The sequence below is a fragment of the Methylophaga sp. F7 genome, assembly GCF_056863975.1.
On sequence record NZ_CM166511.1, the window covers coordinates 2,444,582 to 2,457,180 of the forward strand.

At 46.1% G+C, this 12,599-nt stretch carries 9 protein-coding genes; 1 reads left to right on the forward strand and 8 read right to left on the reverse strand.

The annotated features are described in order from the left end of the window. Window positions 1-219: 219 nt before the first annotated feature. From AC08OG_RS12280 to AC08OG_RS12305, 6 genes are all read right to left on the reverse strand, one after another. Window positions 220-2,220: a tRNA(Met) cytidine acetyltransferase TmcA gene (locus AC08OG_RS12280; protein ID WP_482929632.1), complete on the reverse strand. Its 2,001-nt coding sequence runs from the start codon at window positions 2,218-2,220 to the stop codon at window positions 220-222. A gap of 45 nt (window positions 2,221-2,265) precedes the next feature. Beyond that, entirely contained in the window at window positions 2,266-2,469 is a 204-nt protein-coding gene (locus tag AC08OG_RS12285) for a SlyX family protein (protein WP_292353619.1), read from the reverse strand. 74 nt (window positions 2,470-2,543) lie between these two features. Beyond that, the gene (gene metH / locus AC08OG_RS12290) at window positions 2,544-6,242 is read right to left on the reverse strand and encodes a methionine synthase (protein ID WP_439503972.1); all 3,699 of its coding nucleotides are present in this window, start codon (window positions 6,240-6,242) and stop codon (window positions 2,544-2,546) included. A gap of 199 nt (window positions 6,243-6,441) precedes the next feature. After that, entirely contained in the window at window positions 6,442-7,026 is a 585-nt protein-coding gene (locus tag AC08OG_RS12295) for a hypothetical protein (RefSeq protein WP_292353617.1), read from the reverse strand. Window positions 7,027-7,300: 274 nt separating this feature from the next. Continuing rightward, complete coding sequence (locus AC08OG_RS12300; protein ID WP_292353616.1) at window positions 7,301-7,684, reverse strand: hypothetical protein; 384 nt, start codon at window positions 7,682-7,684, stop codon at window positions 7,301-7,303. Window positions 7,685-7,772: 88 nt separating this feature from the next. Then, on the reverse strand, window positions 7,773-8,234 hold the full coding sequence (locus tag AC08OG_RS12305; RefSeq protein WP_439503973.1) for a ferritin-like domain-containing protein: 462 nt from the start codon (window positions 8,232-8,234) through the stop codon (window positions 7,773-7,775). A gap of 548 nt (window positions 8,235-8,782) precedes the next feature. On the opposite strand from AC08OG_RS12305, the gene AC08OG_RS12310 reads away from it, so the two are divergent. After that, a complete protein-coding gene (locus tag AC08OG_RS12310) occupies window positions 8,783-9,670 on the forward strand; it encodes an SDR family oxidoreductase (RefSeq protein WP_482929633.1) in 888 nt (295 codons plus the stop codon). Between the two features lie 26 nt (window positions 9,671-9,696). Here AC08OG_RS12310 and AC08OG_RS12315 read toward each other — a convergent pair whose 3' ends face one another. Both AC08OG_RS12315 and AC08OG_RS12320 read right to left on the reverse strand, forming a co-directional pair. Further along, window positions 9,697-11,805, reverse strand: a complete 2,109-nt coding sequence (locus AC08OG_RS12315) for a methyl-accepting chemotaxis protein (protein ID WP_482929634.1) — start codon at window positions 11,803-11,805, stop codon at window positions 9,697-9,699. A gap of 476 nt (window positions 11,806-12,281) precedes the next feature. Beyond that, on the reverse strand, window positions 12,282-12,572 hold the full coding sequence (locus AC08OG_RS12320) for a hypothetical protein (protein WP_482929635.1): 291 nt from the start codon (window positions 12,570-12,572) through the stop codon (window positions 12,282-12,284). Between the last annotated feature and the right edge of the window lie 27 nt (window positions 12,573-12,599).

Genomic DNA, 12,599 nt, shown 5'->3' on the forward strand with positions numbered 1-12,599 from the left:
CGTTTCCCTCCCAACTTTTCTCTGTTGTGATTATTTCATTTGCTGTTAGTGCTAGTTATTTAACTTACCTGCTACTAAGCTTAATTACAGAAGTTTGTTCCGTAGGTTTCGATCAAGCCAATGTTAGGCGAAAAGATGACAACTATATTGCATTTTAATGAAGCATAGCTTGTGGGAAGCACTGCAAAAAATTGTTCTACAGATTATTTATTACTGACCTCACAACAATAGAACTCTGATCGCTTCCCGCAACTGCCCTATCAAATCCTGCTTCCCTTTCAAATTTAACTGTCTGCAAACAGTGGCTATTGGCTGCTGCTGTAATACAAAAATTAAACAGATAGATTGCAGTAATGTTGAAATTGATAGGAACCGCTGCTGTGCTACGCAGTTCAACACAAATTTTCTGATGGCTATCTGGCAAGCATCATAATGCCGTTTTTGAAAGGCAAAAGCAGTGATTTCCTCTTCATCAGCAGCCGTTATTGGCAACTCCGCTTCCGGTAAAAGCTGCATCAATAATGGGATCAAACCGGCTTCCAGATGAGATAGCTGGCTATTGAGTAAATCTGGCCACTGTTGACTCAATCGTTGCTGGGTTAGCTCAACCAGTTGCTGACCAGCCAAACTGATGGGTTTTGCCAGAATGACTGCATGACGACCACTGATATGATCACTATGAGCGCCCACTCGCATTAATCGATAATCGCTGTTTTGCCAGAAGCGCACCAATGCTTCACTGGCAGCAAAGCTGCAACCTAATATATCGGTGTTTTCTGGTAAATGATTTACCAAAGCATTTACTAAATACTGTCCTATGCCACGACTTTGCAGGGCAGGATGTACAGCAATCCGCACGATTCTCTGATAATGATATTCACCGGCAATACTAATGCCTGAATGGGCTAACAATGTCTGCGGCAATAGATGACCATTTAGACGTCGTTCACCAGCAAATATTGCGGCGGCCAATCGCGGATTAATCGGTCCTTCGGCTACTAACCATGCACTAGCAACCAGCTGCTGCTGATTAAAGACACCAACTAACCACATATCATCACGATCCAACAGCATTTGCAGATCAGATGGCCGAGTTCGGTAATGCGCCGTTACCATCAGACCAAAGCATTGTCTTAACAACGCTTCGTCCTTTAATAACTCTGCTGCAGTCAGTTTTTTAACCTGAAGCTTTTCTATCCCCAGATCCACAATCAATTGTTCAGCGACAGGTTCGGCATCCAGCAAACAGAGTTCAAAGCTGAATTGTTCCAATACATCGCCTAAATTCCAGCGAACCGGTTGCGTTAATTCAATCTGTCGCCAATCTGGTGTTTGCTGATCAAGGACTTGCTGGAACTGCAATTTAAAACCACGGCCACTGCCCTCGTAACCATGTAAAGTCGTCGCAAAAATAATCCTCGGATAGCGTTGCAACATCAGCTTGAGCATGGGTAAGGTCAATGCAGCGGCTTCATCAACCAGCAATACATCAGCATCCAGCTCATTCTCCAGCAGAGCATCCGGTGCCACAAACTGAATCTCGCAACCATCGCTGAATAACTGCCCGTGACCAAGCTGGGCGTTTTTTAATTCGCTGGCAGCATGTTTAAATAAAGTTTCCACACTGGCATAGCTGGGCGCTGTGACTAAAATCTTTTGTTTTCCCTGGCGAATCAACTCCGCTGCCGCGATTCCCAGCAAGGCTGTTTTGCCACGACCTCTATCAGATGTAATCAATAAGGGTCGGCGCCGATGACCAAAAGCTGTTTTGTGGATAAGACTTAATGCATTTTGCTGATCAGGCGTCAGTTGAAACGCTTTATCCGGGTTTTGTTCAGGACGAAAATCACCTGGCAGGATTCTATCCGGTAGCCATTGATGAAACTCTACAAAGTCAGCTTGATAACGCTCAATAACCTGCTCAAACCGTTGATACCAGTTGGAAGAAGGACTTTTTTCAGGCAGCAGCATTAGCAATATACCACCTGCGCGGATAGTGCCAATAATGGCTGCAAAGCTGTCGGCGTTAAATTCCTGAGTCGCGTCAAAAACCACTACATCAAATTCTTGCCCGAGAAATTGGCGTGCCTGTTTTTGAATTTTTTTATCCGCTGAGGCCTGTGAAGCGTCAGTGAGCCAGATATGAGAATCGGGCTGCCAGAATGCCAGCAAGGCTTCAGCAGTTTGATGAGCAAGCTCAACCGCTTCTTTAATCAGCAAACATCGCCTGGGCGGTTTATTCAACTTCATAGACGCTGGACAGAATTAATAATGCGGTGGTGGCGGTTCATTCGCCTGTTGGATCAACTGATCTGCCTGAAGTGCTTCCACCTGACCCAGCAATTTTTCCATTCGACGTTCCAGTCGATCTATCTGCTGTTGCTGATCGGTGACCACCTGGTTGAGTTGTTCAATCACACCATCCTGAAACGCCATGCGGGTTTGTAAATCTACGATGTCTTCATGCATAGCTAAACTTCCCCTTTCTTATAGTTAATGGGTTTAAACACAGTTTTAAGAATGGGCTTGTTTTTGATCCGTCATCAATCATCACCATCATAGGATAATGCCGGTGCCAACCAACGTTCAGCATAATCAAGCGTCCAGTTTTTGCGTTTTGCATAATCCTTAACCTGATCTTCACTAATTTTACCCAGACCAAAATAACGTGATTCAGGATGCGCAAAATAGAAACCGCTGACCGCCGCTGTTGGCAACATGGCAAAACTTTCGGTTAAAGTCATGCCAATGCGTTTTTCTACATCCAGCAAATCCCATAACAGACCTTTTTCGGTATGATCTGGACATGCTGGATATCCCGGTGCCGGACGAATACCCTGATATTTTTCGTCAATCAGATCTTCATTGGCTAATTGTTCATCTTTTTTATAGCCCCAGAATTCCTTGCGAACCCGTTCATGCATACGCTCAGCAAAGGCTTCTGCCAGCCGGTCGGCCAGCGCTTTGACCATAATGCTATGGTAGTCATCATGATCAGCTTCAAAACGTTCAATATGCTCATCTATGCCAATTCCGGCAGTTACAGCAAAGGCGCCGATATAATCTTCCACCCCACTGTCTTTGGGGGCCAGAAAGTCTGCTAATGCAGCATTAGGCCGACCTGGTGGTTTCTCGGCTTGCTGTCGCAATGAATGCAATTTCATTAATACCTGCTGACGACTGTCATCAGTATAAATTTCGATATCGTCATCGCCGACACTATTGGCTGGAAACAAACCAATCACCGCGCGTGCTGTTAGCCATTTTTCATCAACAATTTGTTTGAGCATTTTTTTCGCATCTTCAAACAAATGCGTGGCATGCTCACCGACGATTTCATCGGTCAAAATACGGGGATATCTGCCAGCTAATTCCCATGACTGGAAAAATGGTGTCCAGTCGATGCGATCCACCAATTCTTGTAGTGGGTAGTCATCAAACACCTGAATTCCGGTCTGAGCAGGTTTTACCGCTTGATATGCCGGCCAGTCGATTTTGGTTTTATTGGCCCGGGCTTGTTTCAGTGTCAGCAAACGTCGGGTAGATTTACGGCCTTTATGCTGATCGCGTTTAGTTTGATAATCGGTTTTGATTTTGTCGACAAAATCTTCACGGGTGATTTTACTGACCAGATTTTGTGCCACGCCAACGGCTCGTGATGCGTCTTTTACGTAAATCACCGGACCATGATAATTTGGATCAATTTTGACAGCGGTATGAATCAGCGAAGTCGTTGCACCACCGATCATTAACGGAATATCAAACCCCAGACGCTCCATTTCCTTGGCCATATGCGCCATTTCTTCCAGCGAAGGCGTAATTAAACCTGACAAACCGATAATATCGACATTTTCCTTGCGTGCGGTTTCCAGAATTGTCGCTGCAGGCACCATCACGCCAAGATCAATGATCTCGAAGTTGTTACATTGCAATACCACTCCGACAATATTCTTGCCGATATCGTGAACATCGCCTTTTACCGTGGCCATCAGGATCTTACCGTTACTGCTACTGACCGTGCTGTCGTCTTTTTCCAGTTCGATGAACGGCATCAGATAGGCCACGGCTTTTTTCATTACCCGGGCGGACTTAACCACCTGTGGTAAAAACATTTTGCCTTCACCGAATAAATCGCCGACCACATTCATGCCGTCCATTAACGGTCCTTCGATGACCTCTAGTGGTTTGGCATATTCATGACGAGCCAGCTCGGTATCTTCTTCGACAAAGTCCGCGATACCTTTGACTAATGCATATTCCAGCCGTTTAACCACCGGTAGACTGCGCCATTCCAAATCTTCTTTTTTCTCAACGCTGCCATCGCCTTTGTATTTATCAGCAATTTCCAGCAAGCGATCAGTGGCATCGTTACGGCGGTTTAAGATAACGTCTTCAACCCGCTCACGTAACTCTTCGGGTAAATCATCATAGATCGCCAGCTGTCCGGCGTTGACGATACCCATGTCCATTCCGGCTTTGATGGTGTGATAGAGAAACACCGCATGAATCGCTTCACGTACTGGATTATTACCACGGAATGAAAATGATACGTTGGATACGCCGCCACTGATCATCGCATGTGGCAGGCTTTGCTTGATATCACGGGTGGCTTCAATAAAGTCGACGGCATAATTGTTATGCTCATCAATGCCGGTCGCCACGGCAAAAATATTCGGATCAAAGATGATATCTTCGGCCGGAAAATGCACTTTTTCAGTGAGAATCTCATAACTGCGGGTACAGATTTCGCGTTTCCGTTCACGGGTATCGGCCTGCCCATCTTCATCAAACGCCATGACGATAACGGCTGCGCCATAACGGCGTACCAGCTTGGCCTGTTCGATGAATTTTTCCTCACCTTCCTTGAGACTGATCGAGTTGACGATGCCCTTGCCCTGAATACATTTGAGACCGGCTTCAATGATTTCCCATTTGGAGGAGTCAATCATAATCGGAACGCGGCTGATATCCGGTTCGGCAGCAACCAGATTGAGGAAAGTCACCATCGCATCCTGCGAATCGAGCATGCCTTCATCCATATTGATATCGATGATTTGTGCGCCGTTTTCAACCTGCTGTCTGGCAACCTCTAAAGCTGTATCGTAATCACCTTCCTTGATCAGTTTGGCAAACCGTAATGAACCGGTCACATTGGTCCGCTCACCAATATTCACAAACAGACTGTCCGGTGTGATAGTCAGGGGTTCCAGGCCGCTCAAGCGGCAATAATGCTTGTTTTCAATCCGCTGGCGTGGTTTAACACCTTCGACGGCTTCGGCAATGGCTTTGATATGTGCCGGCGTCGTACCACAGCAACCACCGATAATATTCAGGAAACCGGCTTCGGCCCATTCCTTGATATGAATCGCCATGGCTTCCGGTGATTCATCATATTCACCAAACTCATTTGGCAAACCGGCATTGGGATGGGCACTGACATAACTGGTGGAAATATTCGACAGCTCTTCAACATACTGACGTAATTGCTCTGCACCTAAAGCACAGTTCAAACCAATGGATAACGGTTGTACATGTGACAGTGAGTTCCAGAACGCTTCAGCAGTCTGGCCGGAGAGCGTACGGCCACTGGCATCGGTAATAGTGCCGGAAATCATCACCGGCAAATGCACATCATGCTGTTCAAAATACTGCTCAATGGCAAATACTGCAGCCTTGGCATTCAACGTATCAAAAACGGTTTCCACTAGCAGCAGATCACTGCCGCCATCGACCAAACCGCGAATAGCCTCCAGATAGGCTTCCACTAACTGGTCAAAATTAACGTTACGAAAACCTGGATTGTTTACATCCGGAGAAATACTGGCAGTTCGATTGGTAGGTCCCAATACGCCGGTGACAAAACGCGGTTTGTCAGGATTGCTGGCGGTAAATTCATCGGCTACCTCGCGGGCCAGTTGTGCCGAGACTTTATTCAGCTCATAAACCAGATCTTCCATCTGGTAGTCGGCCATCGCGATCGACGTACCATTAAAGGTATTGGTTTCAACTATATCGGCACCGGCTTCAAAATAGGCCCGATGAATATCGCGAATGATCTGCGGCTGAGTCAGCGACAGTAAATCGTTGTTACCTTTGACATCACAAGGATGATTGGCAAAACGTTCACCGCGAAAATCTGCTTCACTCAATTTGTAACTTTGCAGCATGGTGCCCATGCCGCCATCAAGGATTAGGATCTTTTGTTCAAGCAGACTGCGGATTTGATGAGAAGCTGTGGTCAAAACGGTTTTCCTGTCAGGCTGTTAGAGGTATAGAAAAAACGCTTGATTATAACAGATACTCGTATCGCTTTAGGCATGTTAGCGCTTCTGTTTTGAGCTCAGTCGAAAATATATCTTTAATGGATTTAAACTGACAAAAAGAATATGGGAGGAGAAATGTTTCTCCTCCCAGTTTTGATTTCAGCAGGATTGAAGCGTCTCAGGCGTGAGAGAGCTGATATATCCAGCGTGAGATAGTTTCCAGCTGCCGGCTGTCTTCTTCGAGGGCCTGATTAAACTCATTCGCCAGGTCCTGTAACCCCATGTTGGTAAACAAACCGTGCAGTGTATGCCATTCTGCATTGTCATTAGTAGCAAAGATCAATACCGATTCCAGGCATTGCAGCACGGATGTCGTTTTCTTGGTGAAGACTTTGGGTATTTGCAGGCTGGACTGTAAATTGGAATCCGCATCGGGAATCCATTCATCAGAGTCAAATCCTAATGTCTCGATGGCCGTCTTCAGTAACCGACTATGTTCTACTTCTTCATCACGGAATTGTCTTAACAGGTCAACGGAAACTACAGTTTTTCTGCCATTTCGCATTGCCAGACATTTGAATATCAGCGCTTCATATAATCTGACGCTGGCGCGTTCAAATGCAAGTCGCTGACCTAGTTTATGCAGCAACAATTCAGTGTTGTGTTGATGCACTTTCTTGATGTCACCAACGGCTCCATCAGGAACGGATTTACTTAAAACTTCAAAATCCATCTCATCCATATCAAGTTCAGGATGAAGCATGATTTTAGCTCTGTTTTTTTCAGAAGAAGAGCTCGTGTTTGTCTTTTCATCATCCGTGAGTGTTTTTGAAAACCGGGTATGGTGTCTCGGTATGGGCTGATTATCTAACTTTCTAGCGTGTGGCATGGCAGCATCCTTTTATCTGTTTGACCCTGTAGAAGCTTTGTTTATATTAGCGATGTTATCCAAACTGGCTCTTTAACACCGCAAGCTCAACCAAGTTGAGCAGTTAAGTTCGATTCTCGTCATTTAATGTTTCACCCTCATTTCAACGTTATGGCGTCGGGCTATCATCCGGATAGGCTGAATCCGGCACATCTGGCGCAATACCCTGTGGAGACTGGTTTTCGGGAAGAGTCGGATCGTTACTTTTCGGGTTTATGCGCGAAGGTGGTGGCGGTGGTTCAGGTGTGATAACCGATCTTGAAGGAGGAGTTGTCGGCAATGGTTCAGTTTCAGGAGGATTGACCGTTGTGTTTTGTTGATTCTGTTTTATCTGACTATCAACTCGATTATCGATGGGTAGTCCAACCTGATTTTCCTGTTTCTGGTTAATGGTTGAACGGTGGTCCTGAGGTTGATTTAAATCCTCTGCCATTACTGAAGTAACGGTTAAGAAAGCCGAAACGGTTGCTGAAAGAAATAATTTTTTATACATTTCTTTAGTCCTTCATTAAGCTATCTTTTAAAAAGACAGTTCTATATAAGTAAATGTTGCATGCCTGGTGTGATATTTTTCGTCTGTTTTAATCAAGCTCTTGTATCGCCGATTCAATCCAGACCCGATGATGACGAACATCTCCCAGGGCCTGCTTCAGCATTAATTGGATATAACCAGGATATATTTCATCATTAGCATTTTTATAAAGCTTGTTGGTCAGCCCCTCATTAAGCAGCATGGCTTTCAAAACAGATTTATCCCCACCAATACCCGCGATGATCACGGGTCCCTTTGTGAGGAATTGTTTGTAATCTCCTCCCTCTAGTGGAGTTCCACCTTCCTCGATAATCGCGTCACATAAGTCCATCAAGTGGCGCTCGTGTTCGCCAAGAAACTCCGTCATTTTTGCCCGATAGTCGAGATTTTCCAGCCGTTCGATTGCCACTTCGTAAGTCTCAATAGCATTAAATTCCAATGCAACCAAATCATTAAGCTTGCTGATGATATCTTCAGTCTCCATGACATCACTCTCATTAATTACTTCCATCGTGTGCCTTTAAATTTTTTATTAAATATTAATTGCTTATTCATTTTTTAAACCTGCCCCTCCATTTACTACAGCCACTAACGCAGCCATTTTCGGTACTCATCTTTAACGCGGGTCGTAACACTGACCATTTCGATTTCCGGATTCATGATGTCTTGGATATTTTTGATTCTCTCCCAAACATCTCACTCTGTTCGTTACTTAGCGTACATATACTGCAATGCATCATGTACTGACCTTAGCCAAAAGCTAATCAACACTATCGCAATCTGTATGCCAGAGATCTTTTTTCACCGTGAAACAAGGATGCACAATGTCTGGCCCGGAATTCTGTTTAAATTAAATCAGCAAAATAAAGGGTTACCTGTATAAAAAATTCCTATCACCAGTAATTTTTACCCGGGCATTGTTCCTGTAAATACATCTAATTACGCATTAGCAGCTCATCATCACTGATTGTTTTCTCGTTGAATCGTGATCGGAATAGCTTTTGCAATTGAGTTATTCATTAAGTGTTTTTCAATTAATGATTTAGGAGGATTTCAGCCATGACGCAAAACACCTTCACGGATCCAAGAAATTGTTACCCTCGTCCCGAATTTGAAACGCAGCCACAGAAATTGCCCGGTCAGGAAAGCAAAATGAACCCCGTGCCGGATCATGGTGAAACCAGCTATCAGGGACATGATCGATTAGCCGGGAAAGTGGCTTTGATTACCGGTGGTGACAGTGGCATTGGGATGGCGGTGGCTTTGGCCTATGCTCGTGAGGGGGCAAATATTGTATTTACCTATCTCAGCGAAGAAGTGGATGCACATGAGACTGAACGCCTGGTACGGGAAGCTGGTCGAGAAGTTATTTCAATAAAAATGGATCAGTCAAATAATCGACCGGCCTGTGATAGAGCCGTGGAAGTATGTATCGAAGAATTTGGCCGACTGGATATTCTGGTCAATAACGCCGCTTTTCAGCAAACCTATGAATCGATACAGGATATTCCCGATGAGGAAATCAGTTATGCATTTCAAACCAATATTGAAGCCTTTTTCCATTTTTCACGGGCGGCTTTAAACCATATTCCACCAGGTGGATCCATTATTAACACCACCTCTATTCAGGCATTTGAACCCAGCAGCAATCTTGCTCCCTATGCAGCGACCAAAGCGGCGATTGCCAACTTCACCCTGTCACTAGCTTCTGAAGCCATCAACCAGGGCATCAGAGTAAATGGGGTAGCACCGGGGCCGGTTTGGACTCCGTTAATCCCGACCACCATGCCTGATGAAAAAGTGAAAAACTTCGGTGCCAATACCTTATTTGGCCGCCCGGCCCAGCCGGCTGAACTGGCACCGGTTTATGTCTTTCTGGCCTCAGCAGATGCCAGCTATGTGACTGGGGAAATTTATGGCGTCACCGGTGGCCGTATCCAAATGTGAACCCCCGGGTTGCCATAAAGTCCAGGTCAGACCTTGAACGAACCTAACTGAAGTTTAAGGCTGTTAGCAGCTTCGTCCAGCTGATTCCCTACCTGATTCAGCTGGCGAGCGCCCTCGGTTGTATGTTCGACCAGTTGCGAAATTTTTGTCAGATTTTTACTGACATCCTCACATACCGCACTTTGTTCTTCGGTCGCTGAAGCAATCTGAAACGTCATTTCGGTGACTTCCATGATAGCTTTCTGAATATCCTGCAATGCAGATTCTGCTGCACGAGCCAGATCAACAGTTTCAGTCACTTGCTGCCCACTTTGCTGCATTTTGGCGGCTGCCTGTCGACTGCCTTTTTGCAATACATTGAGCTTTTCCTGAATATCAACAGTGGCTACCTGAGTCCTACTTGCCAGAGCTCTTACTTCATCTGCTACTACAGCAAAACCACGACCTTTCTCCCCGGCCCGCGCTGCTTCAATTGCGGCATTAAGTGCCAACAAATTGGTCTGTTCAGCAATTCCCTGGATCACTGACAAAATGCTGACAATCGCCTCACTGTTTTTTTCCAGCTCCAACATCGCTGATTGAGATTCCTGCACACTATTACTGACCTGGTGAATTGACTCTGAGGTACGTTGCACCAGTCCAGCACCAGACTGTGATGACTCATTGGCATTACTGACAAATTGTGATGTGCGATCGGCATTTCCGGCAATCTGCTGGGCTGAAGCAGCCATTTCTGTTACCGCAGAAACCATTTCTTCAAGCAACTGCTGCTGCTGATCCATCTGTGTTCGCGTTTGCTCGCTGATTTGACGACCTTCAGCAGACAACTTGCTGACATTGTCGCCAAGCGGAATTAATTGCTGAATCAGCCTGCGAAGCTTGCCAATAAAGGTGTTCAGAAAACCGGATAATTTACCCGTCTCATCCTGGCGTTTGATATCAAGCTGCTGCGTCAGATCGCCCTCGCCCTCAGCGATAGAAGCTACCAGTGTAGTCATTTCTGACAATGGCTTGATACTGCTACGCGCCACCAGCCAGACCACACCGACACCAATAATGGCTAAAAGCAAACCCAGCAGACTGGTTGTGGTCACAAAGGTGGTTTGAGCACGATGAAGAAATTGCTCCTGTTTGGCGACGGCTGCCAGTACCTCGGCTTCTGGAACCGCCAGATAGGTTACCCAGCCCTGATCACTTCCTGGCAGGTTGAATGGGCTAAGCACGATAAATTGTTGCTGTTGCTGCAAAATCCGGCTTTGGCCTTCCTCGCTGACACTGCGTAATGCTTCTCTGAGGTCATTATCCAACGCATTGAGATTCTGACCAATCAGCTCAGGTTGCTGACTGTGTCCAACTATGACACCCCGTGGACTGATCAATAAGGTCTGCCCCATTCCCTTATAAAGCTCTGCCGCGACATCCTTGATAACCGATTGCAAAAAAGCAGCAGAGATATCAATACCACTTATGCCAATAAACCGACCGTCACGCATTATCGGAGCAACCAGACTGGTCAATAGCACTTGCTCACCGTCAATTGGATAAAGGTAAGGGTCAATGACGCAACTGCTTTTCCGATCTTTGGAACAAAGATAGTATTCACCTGCTCTTACGCCATTTTCATCCGGCGTAGCATCTTCCAACCCTTCCAGATTTTCCACCACAAAGCTGTTTTTATCGGAACGCACCACATAGGGCAGGAAACGCCCACGGGCATCACTGCCTAAGCTGTTACGCTGAATGAAATCACTGCCGTCCACAGTATTTGGTTCAAATGCCACGTAAGCACCCAGGAAATCATCATTCAGTGTCAAAGTCTGTTCCAGCGTTCTGACGGCAAGACCGCGCTTGTCTGTAATGGATGAATCGGCGACAACAGCCTGCATCACCGCGGCATTAGCCTGGGCTGTATGTAATGCTGTTTCCAGAGGAATGCGCAACTGCGCCGCTGTGTCCTGAGCTAATATCTGTAAATATTGCTGTGCCTGTTGCTGGCTGACATCACGGCCCTGCTCAGAAAGCGTCTGTTTTATCGAACCGAATTGCCAAACACTAATCAGTGCCGTTACCACCACCACAGTCAATAGACTTAGTCCGGCCCAAATACTAAAACGCTGTTGAATGGAAAGGTGCATTTTTATCTCCGTTGTCAGGGACCGGTGCTGACCGGCATACCATTAAATTTGCAGATTGATAATTCAAGCCACAATAATCGTATTCACTGAACAGTCGAAAAGTTACCCACGATGGCAACGCATTCCGACTTTACCCCTGTCCGGTGATAACATCCCAATTAAGCTGATTAGCTATAAGGCTTGGAATAGGCCTGATGTGCTTGTCGTGATGACAAGACCGCGCAGACTTTGCCAGATTTTTTTCGGCCGCGCAATCCTGATAACAGAAATATGCCTAATTTTTGGGCTTGTAGATCTTTCATCTCCGCCTCTGTTGTGACTGAAAAAGCGTCAATCAAGGCACGAGGAGCGCCTTTTGTGAGATACATCCATGTATCTCACCCCATTGGGGCTTGCGCTCAAAAACGTTTATCTCCATGGATGGAGTGTATGCAAAAGCAATGTCTGGAACATTGCTTGTCCTGACGTTTTTGTAGTTATTCTAAATAAGTGACGAGCAAAGCTTCCGCATCCTGCTCACGCCCCTGACCTACATCCATGTAGGCCACGCAGACCGGCGCGCGCCTCCCTGGCGCGCCGGCATATGATGGGCAAGGATGCCCAAATGCCGCGATAGCAGGGATAGCGATAGCGGCCTGTCCATCCGTGGACATAAGTGATGCTTTTTCAGTCACAACCCGAAGGGCTGGGACTATTTTTGCGGCCGCCTGCGTTGTATGAAATACATCCCTGTATTTCACCGCTACGCGGCCAGCTAAGCTGTTCAAATGAGTTCCAGACTCATTTTTCAATCA